Genomic DNA, 26,315 nt, shown 5'->3' with positions numbered 1-26,315 from the left:
AAGATTCTCTGGCAGCCGGCGGCTTCGCCGCCGGCGACCTCGCGGGCTCCTCGGGCCTACCGGCCACTCGGAGGCGCGCCACAACACCGCCTCGTTCATTTATAAGCAGTCGTCGCTCTTGCATTTCCACCTTTAAATACCACGTCGCCAGCGGCAGTCTGCAATACCCACTCCCGGAATCGTTCAGATCGCCTCTCGATACGCTTCCAACGTCCGATCGACGTCCTCCTCGGTGTGCGCGTAGGAGGTGAACTGACACTCGAACTGGTTCGCGGTGAGGAACACCCCTCGGTCTTTCATCTCCTGCCAGAATACGCGCTCCCAGCGGTCGGTCGCGGCGCGGGCGACGTCGGAGCCGTTCTTCGGACAGGTGTCGTAGCGGTCGCAGTCGGGGTCCTGTCGACAACCGCCCGCGCAGGCGGCGTCCGGGTCGTCTGGCGCTTCGCGGGTGAAGATCGTCTTGAACATCGAGTCCGTTCCGACGACGGTGTACTCCGGAGCCCGCTCCGCGCAGATCTCGGCGACCCCCTCACGGAGCCGCCGTGCGAGTCGGTTGACGTGCTCGTACACGCCGTTCTCGGCGGCGTACTCCAAGGACGCCTTCCCGGCGGCCATCGTCACGGGATGCCCGGAGAACGTGCCGGACTGGAACACGTCGCCCGCAGGCGTGAATCCCTCGATTATCTCCGCTTTCCCCCCGATCGCGCCGACCGGGAACCCGCCGCCGATTATCTTGCCGAACGTCGTCACGTCGGGCGTAACGCCGAACTTCGACTGGGCGCAGCCGAGCCCCCCGACGCGGAACCCGGTGATGACCTCGTCGAACACGAGAAGGGAACCGTGGTCGTCACACAGGTCCCGGAGCGTCGCGTGGTAGCCGTCGATCGGAGTGACGATTCCCGTGTTTGCCAGGATCGGTTCGACGAGGACCGCGGCGATGTCGTCGCCGTGCTCGGCGAAAACCTCCTTCGCCGCCTGCGGATCGTTAAAGGGGATCGGCAGGGTGTGCTCGGCGAACGACTCCGGGATCCCCTTCGTCGAGGGGTGGGCGTTCCCCGCCGACCCCTCCACGAGCGTCGATTCTTGAGCGCCGTGGTAGCCGCCCTGCATGACGACGATTTTGTCGCGGTCGGTGTGGCCCCGGGCGAGCCGAACCGCCGACACCGTCGCCTCCGTCCCCGAGTTGACGAACCGGATGGACTCGACGCTCGGGACGTGTCGCGCCACGAACTCCGCGTGCTCCACCTCGATTTCCGTCGGCGCGCCGTACATCGGCCCCGCGGCGACGTGCGACTGGATCGCCGCCTCGACCGGATCGGGGAGGTCGTGTCCGTACAACAGCGGACCGTACCCCATTACCCAGTCGACGTACCGGTTGCCGTCGGCGTCGATCACGTGACCGCCGTCCCCGCGTTCGATGAAGAAGGGGTGCGGCATCGTCGCCCGCACCGACGAGTTGACGCCGCCCGGCATGACCGACAGCGCGCGATCGTACAGCCCGCGAGAGCGCTCGTGGTTCATACCTCGCGGTTCGAACGGAGGGATGAAAGTAGTTGCCGACCCGCGATCGTCCCCGGTGGAATCACCGGAGCCGCAAAAAAAACCGCCGCGCGTCGATCACGACTCGTTCGCTCGTTCGATGCCTCGCCCCACCTCAGACGCGAACCGCGAGCGATCCGACGTTACACCGCCTCCGGACCGGTCGTGCCGGTGCGGACCTGCAGCGCGTCCTCGACGGGCAGGATGAACACCTTTCCGTCGCCGGGCTCGCCGGTCTTGGCGGCCTCGCTGATCGCCTCCGCGACCTCGTCGGCCGGGATGTCGGCGACGACGATTTCGATTTTTACCTTCTGGTGGAGGTCGACGGTGAACTCCTCTCCGCGCCACTGGCCCTTCTTGGCGGGTTGGCTACCGCGACCCGAGACGTTCGTCACGGTGAGCGAGGGCGCGTTGATCTCCGCGAGCGCCTGCTTGACCGCGCCGAGTTTGTCGGGGCGGACGACTGCGGTGACCATCTTGATCTCCGAGCCGGCTTCTTCACCGCCGTCGGCGCGCGGGGAGTTGTCCGTGGTGTCGACGACCGACGGACCGCCGTCGGTCGCGACGTTCGCGCGGCCGAACTCGGGGTACGTCTCGACGCCGTGTTCGCTGACGTCGAGGCCGTCGCGCTCGTGCTCGGGGGTGACACGAGCCTGTCCGACCGCCTTGAACGCACCGAACACCACGACGGTCGCGACGACCGTCCACGCGGTGATGACGACGACGCCGATGACCTGCGAGACGAGCAGATCCATCGAGAAGCCGTTGATGCTGACGAACGGCAGCGCGAGAACGCCGATGACGCCCGCGGAGCCGTGAACCGGGAACACCGCGCACACGTCGTCGATCTTCATCTTGTCCGAGACGAACTCGAAGACCAGCGGGAGCTGGAGGCCGCAGACGAGCGCGACCAAGATAGCGCCCCACCAAGTGACCAGGTTTGCGATCCCGGTGACCGCGACCAGTCCGGCGAGTACCCCGTTGGCGACGTACAGCGTGTCGACCTTCTTCGTGAGGTACATCGAACCGAGCGCCGCGCCGACGGCCCCGGCACCCATGCCGAGCGTCGTCGTCAGGGCGACGCGACCGACCGCGGCGTAGCCGCCCAGCGCGAGCTCGCCGGATTCGCTGACCGAGAAGACGGTCGCGGTCGTCCCGACGTTGAAGCCGTACCAACCGAACGCCAGGATGAGGGTTCCCAGCACCGCGAACGTCATCGAGTGACCGGGAATGACGTTCGTGGAGCCGTCCTCCGCGTAGCGGTCCATGCGCGGTCCGAGCATGTACGCCGCAGTGAGGCCGGCGATACCGCCCACGCCGTGGACGATCATCCCGCCCGCGAAGTCGGTGAAGCCGAGCCCAGCGCCGCCGAGGAAACCACCGCCCCAGGTGATGCCCGCGACGACCGGGTAGATGACGGCGGAGATGGCGATCGTGTACGCCACGTACGCACGCAGCTTCGCGCGGCCGGCGACCGCGCCGGAGACGATGGTCGCGGCCGTCATAGCGAACACCGCGCCGAACAACCAGCTGTTAACCCAGCCGCCGTCGCTGAGGGCCGACGCCGGGGAGAATCCGGCACCACCTGCGACACCCTCAATCCCGAACCCGATCAGGAAGTACACGAGGACGCCGACGCCCCAGGTAAGCAGGTTCTTCGTTAGCTGGTTCGCCACGTTCTTCGCGCGCACCTGCCCAGCTTCCAGCATCGCGAAGCCGGCGTGCATGAAGAAGATGAGGAAACACACCATCGCGACCCACATCAGGTTGACACCTTCGGCGAGCACGCTCGGATCGACGCTTGCGAGTACGCCGGTCGTCACGAGATGATCACCTCAACTGAACGTACGTCTTCTATACAGCGCATTTCATTCGTGTTCATGTGCTGAATCACGTTTTGACTCGGGGGATGGGAATTATATAAACGTTCGAGTTGAGTTTCACAAGAAATATCTCTAATAATACGGAGTCCGACCAATATAAGGATGAATCAATGGTGTTTAAGGATGTATTCTCCCGCCAATTTGGCAATCTTTGCGTCCAAACCGAATGAATGTATTATAAAATATCTGATAATAATTGCCAGATCGGACTGTTTCGGGCCGTTTCCGGCCGTTCGCCGCCGCGCGCGGCAGGTGCTGGCGAGTATTGCCGCCCGCCCATTCGCTCTCACATCGGTTTACGGTCCGAAGCTATCGATATCGGCCGTTTCAGGCGATAGTTCCAGAAATTGACGTTCATCAACCCGATCCGCTCTTCGATCTTCGATCCGCAAGCCGATCGGGGTCGGTCGGTCGCGAATCGACCGATGATGCACTCGTCTGCCTCGACGCGATCGCCTATTCCGGCTTCAGCCCCTCACCCTGTACGCGCATCACGGCTTCGCCGTCCGCGAGGTTGGGTGCGTCGACGAGTCGAACGATCCGCTTGTCACCCTTCGACTTCCGAAGGTACATCCGGAAGGTGGAGGCGTGACCGAGGATGTTCCCGCCGATCGCCTGGGTCGGGTCGCCGAAGTACGAGTCCGGGTTCGACGCGACTTGGTTGGTGACGAGGATAGCGGTGTTGAACAGGTCGCCGATCCGCATCAGGTCATGGAGGTGCTTGTTGAGCTTCTGCTGCCGATCAGCGAGTTCGCCCCGGCCGACGTACTCGGCGCGGAAGTGGGCGGTCAGCGAGTCCACGCAGACGATCCGGATGGGCCACTCGCTTTCCTCGTGTTCGCTGGCAAGCTCCTTCGCCTTCTCTGCGAGCAAGATCTGGTGGTTGGAGTTGAACGCCTTGGCGACGTGAATCTGGTCCAAGAACGCCTCGATCAGCTCCGCCATCGACTCCTCGTTGCTCGGGGTCCCTTCGATTTCGCGTCGCTCCATCTCGTCGGCGAGGATCTCGTCGTCAAGTCCGCGGATCATGTCGTCGATCCGCTCCGGGCGGAACGTGTCCTCGGAGTCGACGAAGATGCATCCGCCGTCGAGGCCGCCGTGCTCCGGCGGAAGCTGGACGTTGACGGCCATCTGGTGGGTCACCTGTGACTTCCCGGACCCGAACTCCCCGTACACCTCGGTGATCGACTGCGTCTCGATACCGCCGCCGAGCAGGTCGTCGACCTCGTCTATCTGCCACGAGAGCTTCCCGATCTCTTCGCGGCGTTCGAGCACGGTCGCGCCGGTCTCGAAGCCACCCACGTCGGCGGCGTCCCGGGCGGCGTTGATGATGTCGCTGGCGGACGATTCGCCGATGTCGGCGGTGTTCGACATCTCGCCGGGGCTCGCAACGGCGATCGACTGGTAACTTTCGAACCCGTTCTCGACCAGTTTGTCCGCGGTGGCAGGGCCGACTCCGGGGAGGTCTTCGAGTTCGTCTTCAGGCATGTATCCGCTCCTTGTTCGGCATCGGGTATAAAGTCTGGTTTACACCCTAGTGAAAGTGAAATGCGGATCAAGCAGCGCTCCGGAATGGCTCGGCTCCGTATATATGGATTTGCGGCGTCGTCGCGGAACGATACCCCGGTGAAACTGATCCCGGTGCAGGGGTATCTACCGGGCGACGGGGGAACGGCTGAACGGTCGGCTGGGGCGACGGCGGAACGGTCGGCTTGGGCGACGTCGGGGTGATCGTCATCGGTCGACAGTCGCGGAGAGCGCCGCCAGAACGCGAGTCGGTTAGAATCCGACCCGGCGGACGTAATCGAGCTCGCGGATCTCGACGAGCAGTTCGCCGGGGAGTTCGGCGTCGGTGATCACGTACAGTTTCGGATCGTCGGTGAACTCCGGGTCCTCGCTCAGCACCTGACGGATCGAAACGCCGTGGTCGGCCAATATCCCGGTCACCTCGGCGACGATCCCGGCCTCGTCGGCGGCCGCGACCTCGATAGTGAGGACGGTGAGATCGAGGACGGGAGCCAGATCCATCAGGCTCGGCACCGACGAGATGTTCGTGAAAATGCGCGTCAGGTCGGGGTCGTCCAGTATCGCGTCCGTCGTCGAATCGACCACGCGTCGGTCGACGTCGAGCTCGCGCGCGATCCCGGTGTACGGGATCTCGATCCCGCCGGAGACGACGCGACCCTCCTCGTTGACGGAGAATCCGCGCTCTAAGAACAGTCTGATCACGGCCTGCTGGCTGGGGGATCCCTCGAACTTCTCGAGGATCTCGTCGAACATCGGTTGCTACCATCGATCGCCGCGGGCGCTTAAAAATCCGCGGAGCCGTCTCCCGCTGTACGCTCCGCTATGCCGTCTTCGACTCCACTTCCGCTATGCCGTCTTCGACTCCACTTCCGCTATGCCGTCTTCGGCTCCACTTCCGCTGGGACGTCTTCGGCTCCACTTCCGCTGGGACGTCTTCGGCTCCACTTCCGCCGCGGCACCCCACCCCTTTTAGCCGATGGCAACGAACTTCGTCCCGTGTCAGAGCCGCCGCACCTGCGGTTCTTCCCGTACGAGGAGCCGTACCCGAACCAGCGCGAGGCGATGGACAGGATCGCCAACGCGCTGGACCGGGGACAGGACGTGCTGTTCGAGGGCGCGCCCGGGACAGGGAAGACCCTCTCCGCGCTCGTGCCCGCGCTCGAACACGCCCGCGAGCACGACCGCACGGTCGTCATCACGACCAACGTCCACCAGCAGATGCGGCAGTTCGTCGAGGACGCGCGCGCCATCACCCGAACCGAGCCGATCCGCGCGGTCGTCTTCAAAGGCAAGTCGTCGATGTGCCACATCGACGTCGACTACCAGGAGTGTCAGACCCTCCGCGACACCACCCGCGAGATGGTGGAGACGGAGGGCGAGGTCCGCGAGCTGGAGGCCCGCCAACGCGAGCTGCTCGCCGAGAGCCGCGAGGGCGACGCCGGCGCGGCGGAGGCCCGCGAGGCGATCATGGACGAGCTCGACGAGCTGGAAGCTGAGATCGACGACTACGAGACGGCGAACGTCTGTGCGCACTATCGGAACAACCTCGTGGAGGACACGGAGGAGTTCTTCGGCTGGCTCTTCGAGGACGTTCGCACCCCCGACGACGTGTACGCGTACGCCGACGATCGCGATCTCTGCGGCTACGAGATGCTGAAGGAGGGGATGGAAGGAGTCGATCTGGTCGTCTGTAACTACCACCACCTCCTGGATCCCCAGATCAGAGAGCAGTTCTTCCGCTGGATCGGCCGCGATCCCTCCGAGGTACTCACCGTCTTCGACGAGGCCCACAACGTCGAGGACGCCGCCCGCGACCACGCCACTCGAACCCTGACGGAGAACACCCTCGACGCCGCGCTGGAGGAGCTCGACGGGAGCGACGACTCGCGCGTTGACGCGGCCGAGAACGTCGTTCGCGCGTTCCGCGACGCGCTCGTCTCGACGTACGACGACGCGCTCGGATTCGGCGCGCGAGACGATGTCGGCGAGGGGTGGGAGGACGTCTCCGTCGCCAACGACGACCGCCGAGACGACCTCACGCTCGCGTTCCTCAGACACTACGAGGGGAAGGGGATCGACACCGAAACCGAGCTCGCGACCCAGCTCGGACAGGCGCTCGACGAGGAGTACGAGCGCCGCTACCGCGACGGTGAGACGACGACCCGGTCGGAGTGCCAGACCCTCCAAGTCGCCCGGTTCGTCTCGACGTGGATGGACGAGGGAACCGAGCTCGGGCAGTACCCCGTCGTCTCCGTGCGCCGCGACGGCGGCACCGACGAGGTGTACGGCCGCGCGGAGCTGTACACCTGCATCCCCCGTCGCGTCACCGAGGAGCTGTTCGACGAGGTCGCGGCGAGCGTGCTGATGAGCGCGACCCTTCGTCCCTTCGACGTCACCGAGGACGTGCTCGGGCTGGAAGACGTCGCCTCCATCGCGTACGGGATGGCGTACCCGGAGGAAAACCGCCGGACGTTCGCGGTCGACACCCCGCCGCTTTTCGCCTCCGAGCGGAACGACCCGGAGACGCAGGAGACGGTCTCGTCGCTCCTGCGCGACGCGATCCGCTTCACTCCGGGCAACACGCTCGCCTTCTTCCCCTCCTACGCCGAGGCCGAGCGCTACTACGAGCGACTCGGCGGCGGCGGGGGAGACGCCGCCGCGGGTGGCGGGCTCATCGGGGCCGATCTCGGTCGGCTCTACCTCGACGGCCCCGGCGAGGACGAAGAGGAACTACGCAGGACGTTCGTTGAGAGCGACGACGCCACCCTGTTCACCTCGCTGTGGGGCACCCTCGCGGAAGGGGTGAGCTTCGACGGCGACAACGCTCGGACGGTCGTGGTCGTGGGCGTTCCGTACCCGCACCTCTCAGACCGGATGGACGCCGTACAGGAGGCCTACGACCGCGCGTTCGCCGATCGGGACCGCGCTCGCGACCCCGGCTGGGCGTACGCCGTCGAGATCCCGACGGTCCGAAAGACGAGGCAGGCGCTCGGCCGCGTCGTCCGCGGTCCCGAGGACTTCGGGGTTCGGATCCTCGCGGACCGCCGGTACACGTCCGCCGACATGGGGAAGTACTCGGTCCGGAGCACCTTCCCCCCCGAAGAGCGTGAGGAGCTGCTCGACATCGCCCCCGAGAAGCTGAAGTTCGCGATGCTGAACTTCTACGGCGACCACGACGCGTACGGCGGGTCGCCGCCGGAGCCGTGAGACGGCGACCGATCGACCGCCGCGAGCGACACCGGAGCGACCGATCGACCGCTATCCGGGCATCGACGCGAGCAACACCGCGGTCCCGAGCACGACGATCCCGAGCAGCGTCGTGATCACGGCGTGGATCACGGTCATCCCGATCACGAGCCGGCGCGGCTGGTCGTAGCTCCACGCGAACATCACGCCGTCGACGAGGAGGGCGGCGGGAACGAGAACCGCCTCGGAGACGGCGAACGCCCCGCCGACGACGCCGACGACTGCGGGGAGGGGCCCGACGTAGAGCGCGCGACGAGGGTCCACGTCGCCGAGGACGTTCCGCGCCGCGAGGTGCGCGGTGAGCGAGAGGAACAGCGCGAACAGGACGGTCGTGCCTGCCACCGATATCGGCGTCACCGTCTGGAGGATCATGGTCGACGTACGAGCCCGCGAATAAAAGTGATCGTGGGATCGAACAGCGGCTTGCGTTCAGACGGCGGCTTGCGATCGGTCGGAAAGTTGCGATCGATCGGAAAGTTGCGATCGGACGGTGTTCTGACGGCGAGAGGCGGAGGGTGAGCGTCAGACTGCCCCCGGTCAGCCGAGTAGTCCGAGCCCGTCCAGTTCCTCGACGATCACGTCGACCGCGGCGGCCGCGTCGTCGGGGCTCGTCCCGCCGGTGATGACGAGCTTCCCGCTGCCGAACAGGAGGGCAACCACGTCGGGCTCGTCGAGCCGGTAGACGAGTCCGGGGAACTGTTCCGGTTCGTACTCGATGTGTTCGAGTCCGAGGCCGATCGCGATCGCGTTCAGGTTGAGGCTCTCGCCGAGGTCGGCGGAGGTGACGATGTTCTGTACGGTGACCTCGGGGTCGTCTATCGGGATCTGGAGGGCGCGGAGCTCGCCGAACACGATGTCCAGGCTCTCGTGGACGGCGTCGATCGAGTTCGCGCCGGTGCAGACGATCTTGCCCGACCGGAAGATCAGCGCGGCCGACTTCGGGTCCGTGGTGCGGTAGACCAAGCCGGGGAACTGTTCCGGGTCGTAGTCTGCCCCTTCGAGGTCCATCGCGACGCTTTGGAGGTCGAGCTCCTGCCCGATCCCCGTGGAGGCAACGACGTTCTCTATCGTGATCGTCTCCTTCGGGTCGGCCATCACTGGTTCGATGAATGCTCGAAACGCTTAAAAAGGTGGCTGGTCGGAACCGCTATCCTCTTGCGACCGGCCGCCGGAATTCGAGGCGTGTATTGGCTCGAACTCGCCGGCGAAGAGGACGCGTTCGCCGCCTACGAGGCGTCGACGGCGGCTGCCGGCGTCGAACTCCTCGCGCCCGGCATCGCGAGCGCAGGGAGCGTCGGGAACGCCGAGAGCGCCGATCGTCGTGACGCGCCCGTCTCCCGCCTCGCGTACACCCGCACCGCCCACGAGGCGATCGCCCGGACCGACGCCGGCGTCGCCGCCGCGGTCGCCGCACTGGAGGCCGCGCCGATCGATCGGTCGGGCTCCGTCGCGGTTCGGGCCCGCAACGTCCGGAACGCGACCGGCGTCTCGACGACGGCAGCAGAGCGCGCACTCGGCGACGTCCTCGTCGACCGCGGCTTCTCTGTCGATCTCGACGATCCGGATCACGTGCTCCGCGCGCTGTTCGCCGCGGGCGAGCGCGCCGATCACGACGCGGTCCCCGGCGCGGACGGCGGCGATGCCTCGGTCTGTGCGCTGGGTTGGGTCGCGGTCGAGGCCGCCCGCGACTTCGCGCCGAAGCCGACCGACCGGCCGTTCTTCCAACCGGGGAGCATGGAGCCGGCTGACGCCCGCGCGTACGTCAACCTCGCCGGTGCCGCCCCCGAGCGGACCGTCCTCGATCCCATGTGCGGGACCGGCGGGATCCCGCTGGAGGCCGGGCTCGTCGGCGCAGACGTCCTCGCCTGCGACGCGCAGGGGAAGATGGTCCGCGGGACGCGTGAGAATCTCCGGGAGTACGTGGGCGGCCCGGGAGGACGCCCGGCGGGGGGACGCGAGGCAGGGGGACGCGAGGCGGGGAGAAGCACCGCGGAACACGCGGACGACGATGCCGACGGGGGTCTCGCTCCGACCTGGCACGTCGCCCGCGCCGACGCGACGGCGCTTCCGCTTCGCAAGGACGCGGTCGACGGGGTGGCGTTCGACGCGCCGTACGGCCGCCAGTCCAAAATCGCCCGTCACGAGCTCGCCGATCTCGTCGCCGGCGCGCTCGCGGAAGCCGCCCGGGTCGCCGCGCGCGCGGTTGTGATTGCGGACCGAGACTGGCGCGCCGAGGCGCACGCGGCCGGGTGGACCGTCGACGCCGCTTTCGAGCGACGGGTCCATCGGTCGCTGACCCGGCACGTGCTCGTGCTGGATCGGGACTGATCCCGTCCCCCGGGACCGATCAGGCCGTCCCGAGAGTGAAATCGGGCCGTCCCGAGAGTGAACGTCAGGTCGGCAAAATATCGGTCGAGAGCGGCGGAGGCGACAAGTTTCAGTTTCGCCGCCCCTGCGGGCAACGGTTAAGTGGACGGCCTGTCGTGGTGTTCACATGACCGGGGACGCCGGGGGCGACATGCTCTCGTGGGACGAGTCGGTGTTCCGCGACGAGTCGGTGTTCGAAATCGATCACGTCCCCGAGACGTTCCGGCACCGCGAGAGCCAACTGGAGAGCTTGAAGTACGCTCTCCGGCCCGCCGTCCGCGGCTCCCGCCCGCTCAACACGATGGTCCGCGGGCCGCCGGGGACCGGAAAGACGACTGCCGCCCAGAAGCTGTTCGGCGAACTCGGCGTCCGTACCGACGTGCGGACGGTTCGGGTCAACTGCCAGGTCGACTCGACGCGGTACGCCGTCTTCTCGCGGCTGTTCGAGGGGATATTCGACTACGAGCCCCCCTCTTCGGGCATCTCTTTCAAGAAACTGTTCGGCCAGATTACCGATCGGCTCGTCGAGGAGGACGAGGTGCTCGTCGTCGCCTTGGACGACGTGAACTACCTCTTCTACGAGAACGAGGCCTCGGACACCCTGTACTCGCTGTTGCGCGCCCACGAGGCGCACTCCGGCGCGAAGATCGGCGTCATCGTCGTCTCGTCGGACCTCGGCCTCGACGTGATCGACGACCTCGACACCCGCGTGCAGTCGGTGTTCCGCCCCGAGGAGGTGTACTTCCCCGTCTACGACGCGAGCGAGATCTACGACATCCTCTTCGAGCGCGCGAAGCGCGGGTTCCACGACGGCGTCATCGGCGACGCTGAACTGGAGCGCGTCGCCGAGATGACGGCCGACAGCGGCGACCTGCGGGTCGGGATCGACCTGCTCCGGCGGGCCGGCCTCAACGCCGAGATGCGCGCCTCGAAGACGATCTCCGGGGAAGACGTCGAATCGGCGTACGACAAGTCGAAGCACGTTCACCTCTCGCGGTCGCTTCGGGGGCTCTCGGAGTCCGAGCGCGATCTCGTCCGCGTGCTCGCTGAACACGATGGCGAGCGGGCCGGAACGGTGTACGAGGCGTTCCACGACGAGACCGACCTCGGCTACACCCGCTACTCCGAGATCATCAACAAGCTCGACCAGCTCGGCGTGATCGAGGCCGAGTACGCCGACGTCGACGGGCGAGGTCGCTCCCGCGAGCTCTCCCTGGCGTACGACGCCGAGGCGGTGCTCGACCGGCTGGAGTGACGGCGACGACGCGTCGGCCGTGGGGTGACGACGGTGCGGCGATGCTCGACCGCCGAGCGGGTCGGTGCGGTCGGTAACCGCGATCGAGTCGTCCCGCGACGCCGACGCCTTTTCAGTCTCTCCCGTCGAGTCGGAGATATGAAGACGAGCGGCGGGAGCGACGCGGTGAAGCGACGCGCCGGCGAGTCGGCGGCCGACGTCGTCGGTGACGGCGACGTGATCGGGCTCGGAACGGGGTCGACCGCGGCCCACGCGATCCGGCGGATCGGCGAGCGGGTCGACGCCGGACTGGACGTGCGGGGCGTTCCGACCTCCTTCGCGAGCCGCGAGCTGGCGATCGAGCGGGGGATCCCCCTGCTCGACCTCGACGAGGCGGTCGCCCCCGACGCGCCCGGGGTCGACGCACCAGGTATCGACGCACCCGGTATCGACGTGGCGATCGACGGGGCGGATCAGGTCGCGGTCGGCGAGGGGAACGGAGCGGCCGGGAGCGGCGTCGGCCCGCTCATAAAGGGCGGCGGCGCGGCCCACGCCCGTGAGAAGCTGGTCGACGCGGCTGCTGACCGGTTCGTCGTCGTCGTCGACCCCTCCAAAGAGTCGCCGACCCTCGACCGGCCCGTTCCGGTCGAGGTGCTGCCGGCGGGGCGGACCGCCGTCGCCGAGGCGGTGCGGGCGGCCGGCGGGGAGCCGACCCTGCGGCGCGCGGAGCGGAAGGACGGTCCGGTCGTGACCGACAACGGGAACCTCGTCCTCGACTGCGCGTTTGGCGAGATTGCCGATCCGGGCGCGCTGGCGACGACGCTGGCGACGACGCCCGGAGTCGTCGAACACGGCATCTTCGTCGGCCTCGCGGACGAGGTTCACGTCGGGACGGAGACGGGCGTGCGCGTGACGGGGCGATAGCGAGTCATCGTCGATAGCGAAGTGTCGCCGATAGTACGGTGTTGCTGATCGCGCGTTGTCGGTCGCACACACGAGTCGACGCTGCCGCTCTCCGATCGGGAGTCGAAAAATGACTGAAAGACGGAACGCGTGCCCGTCTTAGAGGTCGCGAGGCTGGACCGTCTTCCGGTCGTTGGCCTCGGCGCGGCGCGCGGCGTCTTCGAGCAGCTCGTCCACTTCGTCGTCCAGCGCGTCGTAGAAGTCCGAAGCGACGTTCTTGTCGTCCAGGGCTTCCTTGACGGCTGCTTTGACAATAAGGTCTGCCATGCGATCGACGCTATCCATCGACAGTTAATAAGAGTTCCTGAATTCGACCGCGAGGAGCGTCGTGACGGCGGTTCGCGGCCGTGTCGCGGAGCGCTATCTTATAAGCTTTGTGAGAGCGCGGAGGGAGCGGCGGTCGAAGTCGCCCGCGATCGATAGGTTCGACCCCGTTCGTCCCCGACCGTCGGGTATGCGCGACACGCTGGAGGCACTCGACGCCGGCGAAATCGGCGTCGCGGAGGCGGAGTCACGACTCGCGGGCTACGCGACGACGGCGGCGGGGCGGTTCGACGCCGCGAGGGAGCACCGACGCGGGATCCCGGAAGCGATCCTCGCGGAGGGGAAAACGCCGGAAGAGATCGCAGCACTCACCGCGACAGCGGTCGAGACGACCGGTCGTGCGCTCGTAACCCGGGCGGACGCCGCCGACGCGGCGGCGATACGCGCGTCGATGACTGACGGCGACCTCGACGCGACCGTCGATCGCGACGAGCGAACGGAGACCGTCGTCGTCCACGCGGTCGACTTCGACCCGCCGACCCTCGACGCGACGGTCGCGATCGTCGCCGCCGGCACCGCGGACGCGGCCGTCGCCGGCGAGGCGGCGGTCGTCGCCCGCGAGATCGGCGCGGCGGTCGATCGCGTTGACGACGTCGGCGTCGCCAACCTCGACCGAATATTGGATCAGTGCGATCGGATCCGCGAGGCCGACGTGGTCGTGGTCGCCGCGGGCCGCGAGGGGGCGCTTCCGACGGTCGTCGCCGGGCTCGTCGACGCGCCGGTCATCGCGCTCCCCGTCTCGACCGGCTACGGCGTCGGCGGCGAGGGGGTCGCGGCGCTGGAGGGGGCCCTACAGTCCTGTTCGGTGCTCACGACGGTGAACGTCGACGCCGGGTTCGTCGCCGGTGCGCAGGCGGGGCTCATCGCCCGCGCGGTCGACGGGGCATCAGACGCGTAGTTCGACCCGCGAGTGGCGGGTTGTTCGGCTCGCGGTTCGACTCGATCGCCGATCACTCACAGAACGATACCGGAAGCGAGCGGGGGTGAGAAAGGGTATTTGTTCGTCGAACGCCTACCGACGTGTGCCGGTGTACGCCGGTACCGAATGCCACGCTGTGACCACTGCGGGTCGCACGTCTCGGACCGTTTCGCGCGCGTGTTCACGGACGAGCACGGCGACCTGAACGCCTGTCCGGAGTGTTCCGCCAACGCGGGAATCGCCGAAGTCTCGCGGGAGCGCGCTCGCATGGGCGACTAAAAAATAGATCGAGCCGGATCACCGACTGACCGGATCACCGACCGGTCGATCCCGATCGTCGGCTGGTCGATCCCGATCGACACCCGTTCACCCCAATCGTCGCCCGACCCCGCCGGATCCGTGGCTCCTTAGTCTTCGGACTGCAACCCGAGCCCGTGGCGAATTCGACTGGGACCCATCACGTGTACGTCATCGAGTGCGCCGACGGCACGCTCTACACCGGCTACACCACCGACGTGGAGCGTCGGGTCGCCGAGCACGATTCGGGCGACGGGGCGAAGTACACCCGCGGACGGACCCCCGTGACGCTGCGGCACGTCGAGTCGTTCGACTCGAGGTCGGCGGCGATGTCGCGCGAGCACGCGATCAAGTCGCTCACGCGACCGGAGAAGGTGCGGCTGATCGGCGACGACTGACTCACTCCACCAGCCGCTCGATCTCCGTGACGAGGATGCCGCTCGCGCCGACGCTTTTGAGCTCTGAGATCGTCGCGAACACGTCGCGCTCGTCGACGACGACGTGGACCGCGACCATTCCGTCGCCGTTCTCGTCGGCCTCCACGTCCATCACGGTCGGGCCGCCGAGCCCGGGTATCACGTCTTTCACCTCGTCGAGACGCTCCGTTGGCGCGTTCATCATCAGGTAGCGTCGGCCGTCGGCCGCGAGCACGGACTCGAAGGCGGTCAGCACCTGCTCGACTTTCGCGTCGTCGACCGCGCCCGGGCGCGCGAACAACCGCACCGAGGAGGCGAGCACGTCGTCGATCACGCCGAGCCGGTTCACCTTCAGCGTCGTCCCCGTCGAGGTGATGTCGACGATGGCGTCGGCCATGTCGACGTGCGGGGTCAGCTCCGTCGCGCCCGTCACGGTGACCACGTCGGCGTCGACCCCCACGCGATCGAGGTAGTCGCGGGTGATCGCCGGGAACTCGGTGGCTATCGTGCCGCCCGCGAGGTCCTCGACGGTCTCGATGTCGCCGTCCTCCGGCGCGGCGAGGACGAGCTCACAGGAGCCGTAGCCCAGATCGAGCAGGTCGACGAGGTCACCGTCGTCCGCCGAGGCGACGTCGTCCGCAACGCCGCCGGACTCCGCGGCCTGATCGAGCCCCGTAATTCCGACGTCGGCCGCGCCGTCCCGGACGTACTCGGGGATGTCGGCCGCGCGCGCGAAGAGGATCGACACCTCGGGATCGACGGTGTCGGCGTACAGCTGGCGGTCGGCGGTCTCCTCGATGTGGAGTCCCGCGCGCTCTAACAGCGAGAGCGTCGGATCGTGTAGGCGGCCCTTGTTGGGGACGGCGATGCGCATACGTTGAGCGTCACAGGGCGAGCGGGAAACGTTTTCGTCCGGCGAGCGACGCCGGACGCCGGCGCGCACCCAAAATAATCGAAATGCGGTGGCGCGCGCCTCCGAGTGGTCGACAGGCCACGAGGAGCGCCGTGCGAGGGAGCCGGATCGGCGCTTATAAGCGCCGATCCGCGAGGCTGGGGAGGCGTGAGGTGCGGGGCGGGGCGGTTGCGGTGCGGGGTGGGACTCAAAGGGGCAGTCGCCGGCGCTCCGCGCCGGCTGCCAGAGGCGCTTCGCGCCTCGCTGTCGCGAGGACGAAGCACGGCGCAGTAAGCACTGGAAGGAGCGAACGGAGTGAGTGACTGAAGCGCGCAGCAAGCTGAGCGAGTCGTCGCGACTGGGGCTTTGGAGGTGGTCGCCGCACCAGCAACCACTTATAAACGAGCGACTGGGGCTGTGACGGTTTTCTCCCCGCACCGAACGTCGATTCCGAAATCGCAGTGTGTGGAATCGACGTAGCCGCGCCGCTCAAGTGTCTTGACGCCCAACGACGCGTATCGTGAGTGACGCCGACTCCCCTCTCTCTGAGGACCGCCCGACCGTCGACCGTTCCCTCCGCGTCGACGCCCCGTTCGAGCCAGCGGGCGACCAGCCGGAGGCGATCGAGAAGCTCGTGGAGGGGTATGAGTCGGGCGCGGACAAGCAGACCCTCCTCGGAGTCACCGGCTCCGGAAAGACGAACACCGTCTCGTGGGTCGCCGAGGAGCTGGACCAGCCCACCCTGGTCCTCGCGCACAACAAGACGCTCGCAGCCCAGCTGTACGAGGAGTTCCGCGAGCTGTACCCGGACAACACCGTCGAGTACTTCGTCTCCTACTACGACTACTACCAGCCGGAGGCGTACGTCGAGCAGACCGACACGTTCATCGACAAGGAGATGTCGATCAACGAGGAGATCGACCGGCTGCGCCACTCCGCCACGCGCTCCCTGTTGACGCGCGACGACGTGATCGTCGTCGCCTCGGTCTCCGCCATCTACGGGCTCGGCGACCCGCAGAACTACCGGGACATGGCGCTCCGGCTGGAGGTCGGCGAGGAGGTGGGTCGCGAGGAGCTGCTCGCCCGGCTCGTCGACCTGAACTACGATCGCAACGACGTCGACTTCACGCAGGGCACCTTCCGCGTGCGCGGCGACACCGTCGAGATCTATCCGATGTACGGACGGTACGCGGTGCGCGTGGAGCTGTGGGGCGACGAGATCGACCGCATGATCAAGGTGGATCCGATGAAAGGCGAGGTCGTGAACGAGGAGCCGGCCGTCATGCTCCACCCGGCGGAGCACTACTCGATCCCGGATGACAAACTGGAGCAGGCGATCGCGGAGATCGAGGACCTGATGGAGAAACGCGTTCGCTACTTCGAGCGGCAGGGCGACCTCGTGGCGGCCCAGCGCATCGAAGAGCGGACCACCTTCGACGTCGAGATGCTTCGGGAGGCGGGCTACTGCTCCGGGATCGAGAACTACTCCGTGCACATGGACGACCGCGAGTCCGGCGACGCCCCCTACACCCTCCTCGATTACTTCCCCGACGACTTCCTCACCGTCGTCGACGAGTCCCACCAGACGATCCCGCAGATCAAAGGTCAGTACGCGGGTGACAAGTCGCGGAAGGACTCGCTCGTCGAGAACGGCTTCCGGCTCCCGACCGCCTACGACAACCGCCCCCTGACGTTCGAGGAGTTCGAGGAGAAGACGGACCGCACGCTCTACGTCTCGGCGACGCCGAGCGACTACGAGCGCGAGACCTCCGATGCGATCGTCGAGCAGATCGTTCGCCCCACACACCTCGTCGATCCGAAGGTGGAGGTGACGGGGGCGACGGGGCAAGTCGAGGACCTCCTCGAACGGGTCGACGAGCGGATCGACCGCGACGAGCGCGTGCTCGTCACCACGCTCACGAAGCGGATGGCCGAGGACCTCACGGAGTACTTCGAGGAGGCCGGCGTCGACGTGGCGTACATGCACGACGAGACGGACACCCTCGAACGCCACGAGATCATCCGCGACCTCCGGCTGGGCAACATCGACGTACTCGTCGGCATCAACCTGCTGCGGGAGGGGCTCGACATCCCCGAGGTGAGCCTCGTCGCCATCCTCGACGCCGATCAGGAGGGGTTCTTACGCTCCACCACGACCCTCGTGCAGACGATGGGGCGGGCCGCGCGCAACGTCAACGGCGAGGTCGTCCTCTACGCGGATCGGGTCACCGACTCGATGGAAGCGGCCATCGAGGAGACCCAGCGCCGTCGCGAGATCCAACTGGAGTACAACGACGAACACGGCTACGAGGCGACCACCATCGACAAGCCGGTCGGCGAGACGAACCTCCCGGGCTCGAAGACGGACACGTCGAGCGTCAGCGTCGGTGACGTCGAGACCGAGGATGAGGCGAGAGCGCAGATCGAGGCGCTCGAAGACCGAATGAACGAGGCCGCGAGCAACCTGGAGTTCGAACTGGCGGCCGACATCCGCGACCGGATCGCCGAGCTCCGCCGCGCCTTCGAACTCGACGGTCGCGACGGAGCCGGAGACGGGGTCCCTGCGCCGATGCTCGACGAGTGAACGGGTGCATTCCCTCAGCGTCTGTTCCGATTCTCACGCGGTGTAACGCGCGACGCCGGGGTTTTTATTCGCGTCCGTCGCACCTCGGGACATGAACCGCCGCGCGGTCGTGGTCGGTGCCCTCTCTCTCGCCACCGGGGGATGCACCGACCGACTCCACGACCTCGCCGCCTCGACGCCGCGAGACATCGGGGTCAGAAGCCGCTACGTCGACGGGAATCCCTTCGTCGACGGTAAAAGCGTTCGATCACTCCCGGAGGAACTCCTCACTCACGCCGCATCGTTCCGGTCGCGGAGCGCCGCAGTGGGGGCGGTCCGTCCGACCGCGACGGCGACGCTGGAGTTCGTCCGGGAGACGTCCTTCGTCGACGACGGCGGCGCGGCTATCGTCGTCGCCGCCCAGCGGCTCACCCATCCCGAGTTCGAACTCAGACTCGGGTCGATCAGCCGAACCGGAGACCACTCCCTCCGGATCGCCGTCGACGAGGCGGGCGTCCGCGGCGATCCGGAGATCGACGATCCGGTGGTGAAGACGCTGCTCCTCCGCCTGACCGACGACCGCGGAACGCCGGAGCGGATCGTCGTCTCTGTCGGCGGCGACAGAGCCGGCGTGACAGTCTAGCGACGGCATGGTCGGCGTGACCGTCTAGCGATGACAGAGACGGCGTGACCGTCTAGCGACGGCAGGGTCGGCGTGACGGTGGCACCCGTGGTGGGCGCTCCTCGCCGGGGGCGTCTACCGGTGCGCTCGCGGCCGCGGAGCGCGCCGAGGACGGTCGATCCGTCGACGTGGCGGCCGGCGCTCGTCGCCGTTTCCCTCGAACCGCGCCGGAGTACAACTTAACTTGTCTTACTGAAATCCTGTTGGTAATATTTATACCGATGGAGCCGGAGATGTCTGACACGGTTCGAACGGGACTTCGACGCGGATCGCGGCCGGCAGCCGCGCTCTCGCACCGATCGAGACGGACTCGTCAGTGGCGACGCCGTCGCCGATTCGCGGCGGATCGAGCCCGACGGAACCGGACGCACACATGAGTACGACGACACATCACACCGCGGTCCACGAGCTGCTCGACCGAGCCCGGGCCGGCTACGGGGACGTACTGGACGAAGCCGAACGCGACCGGATCGTCGACGAGGTCGAACGCGCGCTGTACGACGGTGCCGATCCGGCCGAGATCGGCGAATCGACGATCGACGCGCTCACGGCGCGCATCGAGCGCGATCCCGCCTACGACGCCGCGGCCGCCCGCGTCGCCCGCGAGGACTATTTCAGGCGGGTAACCGGCGAGCGTCCGCCAGCGGACGACGACGCGCTCGCGGCGGCGTACCGCGACTCCTTCCGCGAGGCCGTCGAACGGGGGCTCTCCGTCGATCTGCTCGACGAGCGGATGGGCGAGTACGACCTCGACCGCTTGGCCGACGCGATCGAGCCCCGCCGCGACGAGCTGTTCGATTACACCGCGCTCGACACGCTCGAACAGCGGTACTACCTCCGGGAGGCGGACTCGGAGCCGTTCGAGCTCCCACAGGTATTCTGGATGCGGGTCGCGATGGGGGTCGCGCTCCGCGAGGACGAGTCCGAGCGGGAGGCCCGCGCCGAGGAGTTCTACGAGGTGCTCTCCACTCTTCGATTCGTCCACTCCACGCCGACGCTGTTCCACGCCGGGACGACGCACCCGCAGCTCTCCTCGTGTTACCTCACGACCGTCCCCGACGATCTGGAGGGAATCTTCGACGCGTACAAGGAGCACGCGAAGCTGTCGAAGTGGTCCGGCGGGCTCGGAAACGACTGGACGCCCCTCAGGGCGGACGGCGCGCTGGTTTCCTCGACCGGCGTCGAGTCCACCGGGACGGTCCCCTTCCTCAAGATATCCAACGACGTGACGGGCGCGATCAATCGCTCCGGAAAGCGCCGCGGCGCGGCGGCCGCGTACCTCGCGGCGTGGCACCTCGATTTCCCCTCGTTCATCGACCTCCGCCGGAACACCGGCGACGAGCGCCGTCGAACGCACGACATGAACACCGCCGCGTGGGTCCCCGACCTGTTCATGGAGCGCGTCGAGAACGACGAGGAGTGGACCCTGTTCTCGCCCGACGAGGTCCCCGAACTGCACGGGACCTACGGCGAGGAGTTCGCGGAGCTGTACGAGGCCTACGAAGAGGCGGCCGAAAACGGCGATCTCCGGCAGTACGAGACGGTCGACGCGAGCGATCTCTGGCGAGAGACGCTCACCCGACTGTTCGAGACCGGGCATCCGTGGATCACCTTTAAAGACCCGTGTAACGTCCGGTCGCCGCAGGACCACGTCGGCGTCGTCAACTCCTCGAACCTCTGTACGGAGATAACGCTCAACACGAGCGACGATGAGACCGCCGTCTGCAACCTCGGCTCGATCAACCTCGCGCGCCACATGACCTTCCGCGAGGACGCCGAATCGCACCCCGCCCCCGACGACGTCGCCGACGCGGCACGCAGCGGCGGCGGGGAGGCTGGACGCGCCGACGCGGCACGCAGCGGCGGCAGGGAGGCTGGACGCGCAGGCGCGACGGTTTCGTCCGTCGCCGTCGGCGTCGACGGCGAGGTCGCCGAACTCGACACCGAACTGTTCGCCGATACCGCCGAGACGGCGATGCGGATGCTCGACAACGTGGTCGATCTCAACTTCTATCCGACGGAGAAGGCCGAGCGTTCGAACATGCGGCACCGTCCGATCGGGCTCGGAATGATGGGCTTTCACGAGGCGCTCCAGCTCGCCCGCGTCCCGATGAACTCCGAGCGCGCGCTCGGGTTCGCGGGGAGGGCCGGCGAGCTGCTCGGCTACCACGCCATCGACAACTCAGCGAAGCTGGCGGCCGAGCGGGGCGCGTACGACTCGTTCGAGGGGTCGAAGTGGGACCGGGGTCTCCTCCCGCAGGACACGCTCGATCTCCTCGAAGCGGAGCGCGGCCGAGAGGTCCCCGTCGACCGCGAGGAGATCCTCGACTGGGACGCGGTCCGCGAGCGGATCGCCGCTCACGGGATGCGAAACTCCAACACCACCGCGGTCGCCCCCACGGCGACGATTTCCACCATTGCCGGCACCTCCGCCTCCATCGAGCCGCAGTACTCGAACCTCTACGTCAAATCGAACATGTCCGGCGACTTCACGGTCGTCAACGAGCGGCTCGTCGCCGACCTCAAAGCCGAGGGACAGTGGGGAGCCGAGGCGCTCGATAGGCTGAAGTACCGCGACGGAGCGGTCGGCGACCTCGACCTGCCCGGCGATCTCTCCGATCTGTACCGCGGTGCCTTCGAGATCGACCCGCGCCACCAGCTCCGGCTCACGGCGCGGCGCGGCGCGTGGATCGACCAGAGCCAGTCACACAACGTCTTTTTCCCCTCGACCGACGGGTCGCTCCTCGCCGACGTCTACGAGACGGCGTGGGACCTCGGGCTGAAGACCACCTACTACCTGCGGACCCTCGGCGCGTCGAGCATCGAGCAGTCGACGCTCGACATGGCCGAGTACGACGACACCCAGTCGCGCGGCGGGTTCGCGTCTGACGGCGGCTCGGCCGACGGGACGCGAGAGGATTCGCCGGCCGACGGCGCTGGCGCGCCGGTCGACCGCGACGTCGACGGCGAGACGTGTCGAATCGACGGCGGCGACTCCGAGCTACCGACCGTCGAGGACCCGACCTGCGAGTCCTGTCAGTAACACCGGCGACCCGAGAACCGCGCTCACACGACGGCCGATCGCACTCACACAACAGCCGAGCGAACACCGCATTTCGACCGAACACCACACCATGCCGATCATCAACACCGACAGCCAGCACGACCCGAACAAGATCCTGCCGATCGACTACGACTGGGCCCGCGAGTACTATCGGGACGGCGTCAACAACAACTGGGTTCCAGAGGAGATCCCGATGGCGGACGACGTCCACCAGTGGGAGGGCGACGAGCTCACCGAGGCGGAACGACAGCTCGTCGAGTGGAACCTCGGGTTCTTCTCGACGGCGGAGTCGCTGACCGCGAACAACCTCGTGTTGGCCGTCTACGACTACGTCACCGCGCCCGAGTGCCGCCAGTACCTCCTCCGGCAGGCGTACGAGGAGGCGATCCACACTGACACGTTCATCTACTGCTGTGACTCGCTCGGATTCAAGCCGGAGTATCTCTACGGCATGTACGACCGCATCCCCGCGATCCAGGCCAAAGACGAGTTCGTCGTCGACCTGACGCGAGCCATCGACCGCCCTGACTTCTCGATCGACACCGACGACGACGTGCGCGCGTTCCTGCGCGACCTCGTCGGTTTTTACGTGATCATGGAGGGCGTCTTCTTTTACGCCGGCTTCGCGATGATGCTCGCGCTGAAGCGGCGCGGAAAGATGGTCGGCGTCGGCGAGCAGTTCGAGTACATCATGCGCGACGAATCGCTCCACCTCAACTTCGGGATCGATCTGATCAACACGATCCGCGAGGAGAACCCGGGCGTCTGGACCGACGACTTCGAGGCGGAGATCGACGAGCTGATCGCTGAGGCAGTCGCGCTGGAGTCGACGTACGCCGAGGAGGCGTGTCCGCCCGACCTCCTGGGGATGTCCGCGGAGGGCTTCGTGGAGTACGTCGAGTACATCGCGGATCGCCGGCTCACCCAGCTCGGGATGGACGAGCGGTTCGGCACGGAGAATCCGTTCCCGTGGATGTCCGAGGCGGTCGACCTCAACCGCGAGGCGAACTTCTTCGAGCGACAGGTCACCGAGTACCAGTCCGGCGGGTCGCTCGACTGGTAGGCCGTGGCTCGCTGGACTGGGAGGTAGCGCCTCGCACCCGCCCGATTCGCGTCGTCGTCGCCGGTTGGTTCGGTTCCAATCTCCGATTCGCTCAGTTTCTGACTGTTCAGCTACCGGGACGCTCGGTCTCCGTCTCCAAGTCGACGTCCCGGTCCGCCTCCCGGTCGAGGTCTTCCTCGCCCGCGATCCCGACATCGTCGTCCGCGGCTGCGCCGCGGCTCGTATCGACGTCCCGGGCCGCGTCGGCGTCGCGCGTCTCGTCGGTCCTGAGGTCGCCGTCGGCGACCGAGTCGAGTTCCTCTAACGCGGACTCGATGTCTTCCAACCCGAGCAGCTTCTCCGTCTCCTCGTCGAACTCGCCACTCTCTAAGCCCTCCATCTGCTGGACGTCGGAGCCGGAGAGGGCCTTGCCGTATCGGCCGACGAGGCTGGTGAGTTCCTGGGGGAGAACGAACGTCGTGGACTCACCCTTGCCGATCTCCTCTAAGGTCTCCATGCCGCGCTCGATGATGGCGCGCTCGCCCATCGACTCGGCGGAGCGCGCGCGGAGAACGGTCGAGATGGCGTCCCCCTGTGCTTCGAGGATCTGGCTCTGTTTTTCCCCCTGCGCGCGGATGATGTTCGACTGCTTGTCCCCCTCCGCCTGCTCGACCGCGGAGCGCCGTTCCCCCTGCGCTTCGAGGATCATCGCCCGCCGCCGGCGCTCCGCGCCGGTCTGCTGTTCCATCGCGCGTTGGACCTCCTGTGAGGGGCTCACTTCGCGGACCTCGACGGCCTCGACGCGGATCCCCCACTCGTCCGTCGGCTCGTCCAGTTCCTCGTTGATGCGGTCGTTGATCTGATCGCGCCGGGAGAGCGTGTCGTCGAGCTCCATGTCGCCGAGGACGGCCCGCAGGGTGGTCTGTGCGAGGTTCGAGACGGCGTTCTTGTAGTCGTCCACTTCGAGAAACGCCTTCTTCGCGTCCATCACCTTGATGTAGACGACCGCGTCCGCCGTCACCGGCGAGTTGTCCCGCGTGATCGCCGACTGGCTCGGCACGTCGATCGTCTGGGTCCGCATGTCGAACGGGTACGTCCGCGAGACGAACGGCGGGATGACGTGGACGCCCGGTTCGAGCAGCTTCCGGTACTCGCCGAACACCGTGAGCGCCTCCTTCTCGTAGGCGTCGACGATCTCGACCGCGCTGACGACGGTGACGGCCGCGAGCAGCACCGCCAGCGCGCCGACGCCGAAGATGAGGCTCTGACTGAGGAGGGCGAAGCCGACGAGAAGCGCGGCACCGAGCGCCGTGTACTGCCAGACGGCGTCCGGGATCGCCGACACGGCGTTCTCCATCTCGACGGGATCGCCGCGCGGACCCTGTGTTCCCATACCCGATGTTACGGGCCGACGCTGTTAACGGTTGGCACGAGGAGTCGCCGCGACGGTCCCCGCGGACCGTCGTTTTCGAGGTCGTCGTCTCCGATCGTCTCCGATCGTCTCCGAGGTAGCGGAAACGCCCGCGACCGCCGGGCGGCTTTAAGCGATCGGCGCACGCACGGTGACGTATGCCATCAGACGAGGACGACGCGCCCCGAGAGTTCCGCACCCGAAGCGTTCACGCCGGCTCGACGCCGGATCCGGCGACCGGTGCCCGCGCGACGCCAATCTACCAGACGACCTCCTACGAGTTCGAGGACGCCGACCACGCGGCGCGGCTGTTCGCGTTGGAGGAGGCCGGCAACGTCTACTCGCGGATCATGAACCCGACGAACGCCGCCTTAGAAGAGCGGATCGCCTCCCTCGAAAACGGCGTGGGCGCAGTCGCCACGTCTTCGGGAATGGCGGCGTTCGATCTGGCGACGTTCATGCTCGCGTCCGCCGGCGACAACGTCGTCTCCTCGTCCGCGCTGTACGGCGGTACCTACACCTATCTCACTCACTCCGTCGAGCGTCGCGGGATCACCACCCGGTTCGTCGACCCGCTCGACTACGAGGGATACGCCGACGCGATCGACGAGGACACCGCCTACGTCCACCTCGAAACGATCGGGAATCCGGCCCTCGTCACCCCCGACATCGAACGGATCGCGGACATCGCGCACGACCACGGCGTCCCGCTTTTCGTCGACAACACGTTCGCGACGCCGTACCTCTGCCGCCCGCTCGATCACGGCGCGGACCTCGTCTGGGAGTCGACGACGAAGTGGCTCACGGGCAACGGCACCACGGTCGGCGGCATCCTCGTCGACGGCGGCTCCTTCCCGTGGGCCGAGTATCCCGAGAAGTTCCCGGAGATCGCACAGGACAACCCCGCCTACCACGGCATCAACTACGTGGAGGCGTTCGGCGACGCCGCGTTCACGTTCGCCGCGGTCACCCGCGGGCTGCGCGATCTGGGGGACCAGCAGTCGCCGTTCGACGCGTGGAACACGCTCCAGCAGACGGAGTCGCTCCCGCTGCGGATGGACCGCCACTGCGAGAACGCCGGCATCGTCGCGGAGTACCTCGACGAGCACGACGACGTGGCGTGGGTGAACTACCCCGGGCTTGAGAGCCACGAGACCCACGCGGAGGCGAGCGAGTACCTCGACGGCGGGTACGGCGGCATGATCACGTTCGGGCTCGAAGGCGGCTACGAGGCTGCGAAGGGAACCGTCGAGAACGCCGATCTCGCCTCGTTGCTCGCGAACGTCGGCGACGCGAAGACCCTCGTCATCCACCCCGCCTCCACGACTCACCAGCAGCTCACCGAGGAAGAACAGGAGGCCGCGGGCGTCACCGGTGACATGGTACGGGTCTCCGTCGGCATCGAGGACCCCGCCGACATCGTCGCCGACCTCGAGGCCGCGATCGAGCGCGCGAGCGACTGACGAGAGTCCCGTCGCGTTCGCCCCGAATATCGATCTTTCGTTCGGATCGACCGAAAGCGACTCGTCGATCCCGATCGAAGCGACGGCGATGAGCGAGACCGACCCCGCAGGAGCGGTCCCGGTCACGGTGTACACCCGCGAGGACTGCACCCTCTGTGTCGCCGCCCGGGAGACGATCGAGGAGACCGCCGCGGACCTCGACGTGTCGATCGACCTCGACGTGGTCGACGTCGACGAGGATCCCGCGCTCGCGGACGAGTACGGCGAGCGCGTCCCCTACGTACTGATCGACGGCCACCCGGCGTTCAAATACGAGGTCGACGAGCGCGAACTGCGGCTGAAGCTACTGGCGGCGGCGTGAGACGGGGCGAGCAAACCCGCATCCGCAAAAGCTGTCGAACTCGACGATAGCACCGTCCCTACTCGACGATCACGTCGCCCGCACCCGGCGCGGCCCCCTTCACGCTCGTGACGCCCTTGACC

General features: G+C 67.1%; 22 protein-coding genes. 13 read left to right on the top strand and 9 right to left on the bottom strand.

Annotation, left to right across the window (positions count from 1 at the left end; all coding sequences use genetic code 11):
• Positions 1–183 precede the first annotated feature (183 nt).
• The 4 genes from hemL to ACFQEY_RS18240 form a co-directional block, all read right to left on the bottom strand.
• Positions 184–1,521: a glutamate-1-semialdehyde 2,1-aminomutase gene (gene hemL / locus ACFQEY_RS18255; RefSeq protein WP_379771346.1), complete on the bottom strand. Its 1,338-nt coding sequence runs from the start codon at positions 1,519–1,521 to the stop codon at positions 184–186.
• 161 nt (positions 1,522–1,682) lie between these two features.
• Positions 1,683–3,362, bottom strand: a complete 1,680-nt coding sequence (locus ACFQEY_RS18250; RefSeq protein WP_379771344.1) for an ammonium transporter — start codon at positions 3,360–3,362, stop codon at positions 1,683–1,685.
• A 516-nt stretch (positions 3,363–3,878) separates the two neighbouring features.
• Positions 3,879–4,910, bottom strand: a complete 1,032-nt coding sequence (radA, locus tag ACFQEY_RS18245) for a DNA repair and recombination protein RadA (protein WP_379771342.1) — start codon at positions 4,908–4,910, stop codon at positions 3,879–3,881.
• Positions 4,911–5,201: 291 nt separating this feature from the next.
• Positions 5,202–5,702, bottom strand: a complete 501-nt coding sequence (locus ACFQEY_RS18240; protein ID WP_379771339.1) for an ACT domain-containing protein — start codon at positions 5,700–5,702, stop codon at positions 5,202–5,204.
• A gap of 243 nt (positions 5,703–5,945) precedes the next feature.
• Between ACFQEY_RS18240 and ACFQEY_RS18235 the strand changes: the two genes are divergently transcribed.
• The gene (locus tag ACFQEY_RS18235; protein WP_379771336.1) at positions 5,946–8,156 is read left to right on the top strand and encodes an ATP-dependent DNA helicase; all 2,211 of its coding nucleotides are present in this window, start codon (positions 5,946–5,948) and stop codon (positions 8,154–8,156) included.
• 51 nt (positions 8,157–8,207) lie between these two features.
• Here ACFQEY_RS18235 and ACFQEY_RS18230 read toward each other — a convergent pair whose 3' ends face one another.
• Both ACFQEY_RS18230 and ACFQEY_RS18225 read right to left on the bottom strand, forming a co-directional pair.
• Positions 8,208–8,567 (bottom strand): DUF7473 family protein, encoded by a 360-nt coding sequence (locus ACFQEY_RS18230; RefSeq protein ID WP_379771334.1) that lies wholly within the window; start codon positions 8,565–8,567, stop codon positions 8,208–8,210.
• 165 nt (positions 8,568–8,732) lie between these two features.
• Positions 8,733–9,290 (bottom strand): TATA-box-binding protein, encoded by a 558-nt coding sequence (locus ACFQEY_RS18225; protein ID WP_379771332.1) that lies wholly within the window; start codon positions 9,288–9,290, stop codon positions 8,733–8,735.
• 87 nt (positions 9,291–9,377) lie between these two features.
• On the opposite strand from ACFQEY_RS18225, the gene ACFQEY_RS18220 reads away from it, so the two are divergent.
• The 3 genes from ACFQEY_RS18220 to rpiA all read left to right on the top strand — a co-directional run bounded on the left by ACFQEY_RS18220 (position 9,378) and on the right by rpiA (position 12,720).
• On the top strand, positions 9,378–10,523 hold the full coding sequence (locus ACFQEY_RS18220; RefSeq protein WP_379771330.1) for a TIGR01177 family methyltransferase: 1,146 nt from the start codon (positions 9,378–9,380) through the stop codon (positions 10,521–10,523).
• A gap of 166 nt (positions 10,524–10,689) precedes the next feature.
• Entirely contained in the window at positions 10,690–11,817 is a 1,128-nt protein-coding gene (locus ACFQEY_RS18215; protein WP_379771328.1) for an ORC1-type DNA replication protein, read from the top strand.
• Positions 11,818–11,955: 138 nt separating this feature from the next.
• Positions 11,956–12,720 (top strand): ribose-5-phosphate isomerase RpiA, encoded by a 765-nt coding sequence (gene rpiA, locus ACFQEY_RS18210; protein WP_379771325.1) that lies wholly within the window; start codon positions 11,956–11,958, stop codon positions 12,718–12,720.
• A gap of 138 nt (positions 12,721–12,858) precedes the next feature.
• On the opposite strand, the gene ACFQEY_RS18205 is transcribed toward rpiA, so the two are convergent.
• Positions 12,859–13,026 carry a DUF1931 family protein gene (locus ACFQEY_RS18205; protein ID WP_004047560.1) on the bottom strand — a complete coding sequence of 56 codons (168 nt, stop codon included), beginning with the start codon at positions 13,024–13,026 and terminating at the stop codon, positions 12,859–12,861.
• A 187-nt stretch (positions 13,027–13,213) separates the two neighbouring features.
• Here ACFQEY_RS18205 and larB point away from each other — a divergent pair, with 187 nt between their 5' ends.
• From larB to ACFQEY_RS18190, 3 genes are all read left to right on the top strand, one after another.
• The gene (gene larB / locus ACFQEY_RS18200) at positions 13,214–13,981 is read left to right on the top strand and encodes a nickel pincer cofactor biosynthesis protein LarB (RefSeq protein ID WP_379771322.1); all 768 of its coding nucleotides are present in this window, start codon (positions 13,214–13,216) and stop codon (positions 13,979–13,981) included.
• A gap of 147 nt (positions 13,982–14,128) precedes the next feature.
• Entirely contained in the window at positions 14,129–14,281 is a 153-nt protein-coding gene (locus tag ACFQEY_RS18195) for a DUF7563 family protein (RefSeq protein ID WP_379771320.1), read from the top strand.
• Between the two features lie 155 nt (positions 14,282–14,436).
• Complete coding sequence (locus tag ACFQEY_RS18190) at positions 14,437–14,697, top strand: GIY-YIG nuclease family protein (protein WP_379771318.1); 261 nt, start codon at positions 14,437–14,439, stop codon at positions 14,695–14,697.
• A gap of 1 nt (position 14,698) precedes the next feature.
• Here the strand turns inward: ACFQEY_RS18190 and hisG are convergent, their stop codons facing one another.
• The gene (gene hisG, locus ACFQEY_RS18185) at positions 14,699–15,589 is read right to left on the bottom strand and encodes an ATP phosphoribosyltransferase (protein WP_379771316.1); all 891 of its coding nucleotides are present in this window, start codon (positions 15,587–15,589) and stop codon (positions 14,699–14,701) included.
• Between the two features lie 538 nt (positions 15,590–16,127).
• Here hisG and uvrB point away from each other — a divergent pair.
• The 4 genes from uvrB to ACFQEY_RS18165 all read left to right on the top strand — a co-directional run bounded on the left by uvrB (position 16,128) and on the right by ACFQEY_RS18165 (position 22,979).
• On the top strand, positions 16,128–18,191 hold the full coding sequence (uvrB, locus tag ACFQEY_RS18180; protein ID WP_379771314.1) for an excinuclease ABC subunit UvrB: 2,064 nt from the start codon (positions 16,128–16,130) through the stop codon (positions 18,189–18,191).
• A 91-nt stretch (positions 18,192–18,282) separates the two neighbouring features.
• Complete coding sequence (locus ACFQEY_RS18175) at positions 18,283–18,813, top strand: hypothetical protein (RefSeq protein WP_379771312.1); 531 nt, start codon at positions 18,283–18,285, stop codon at positions 18,811–18,813.
• Between the two features lie 412 nt (positions 18,814–19,225).
• Positions 19,226–21,895: a ribonucleoside-diphosphate reductase subunit alpha gene (locus ACFQEY_RS18170; protein WP_379771310.1), complete on the top strand. Its 2,670-nt coding sequence runs from the start codon at positions 19,226–19,228 to the stop codon at positions 21,893–21,895.
• A gap of 37 nt (positions 21,896–21,932) precedes the next feature.
• Complete coding sequence (locus ACFQEY_RS18165; protein WP_379771348.1) at positions 21,933–22,979, top strand: ribonucleotide-diphosphate reductase subunit beta; 1,047 nt, start codon at positions 21,933–21,935, stop codon at positions 22,977–22,979.
• Positions 22,980–23,085: 106 nt separating this feature from the next.
• Here ACFQEY_RS18165 and ACFQEY_RS18160 read toward each other — a convergent pair whose 3' ends face one another.
• Positions 23,086–24,351: an SPFH domain-containing protein gene (locus ACFQEY_RS18160; RefSeq protein ID WP_379771308.1), complete on the bottom strand. Its 1,266-nt coding sequence runs from the start codon at positions 24,349–24,351 to the stop codon at positions 23,086–23,088.
• 176 nt (positions 24,352–24,527) lie between these two features.
• Between ACFQEY_RS18160 and ACFQEY_RS18155 the strand changes: the two genes are divergently transcribed.
• Together ACFQEY_RS18155 and ACFQEY_RS18150 are read left to right on the top strand one after the other, a co-directional pair.
• Entirely contained in the window at positions 24,528–25,832 is a 1,305-nt protein-coding gene (locus ACFQEY_RS18155) for an O-acetylhomoserine aminocarboxypropyltransferase/cysteine synthase family protein (RefSeq protein WP_379771305.1), read from the top strand.
• An 88-nt stretch (positions 25,833–25,920) separates the two neighbouring features.
• Positions 25,921–26,193 carry a glutaredoxin family protein gene (locus tag ACFQEY_RS18150; protein ID WP_379771303.1) on the top strand — a complete coding sequence of 91 codons (273 nt, stop codon included), beginning with the start codon at positions 25,921–25,923 and terminating at the stop codon, positions 26,191–26,193.
• Positions 26,194–26,315 lie beyond the last annotated feature (122 nt).

The organism is Halorubrum trueperi (assembly GCF_042662525.1).
GTDB classification, from domain to species: Archaea; Halobacteriota; Halobacteria; order Halobacteriales; family Haloferacaceae; genus Halorubrum; species Halorubrum trueperi.
This window is presented reverse-complemented; position numbering and strand designations above follow the sequence as displayed.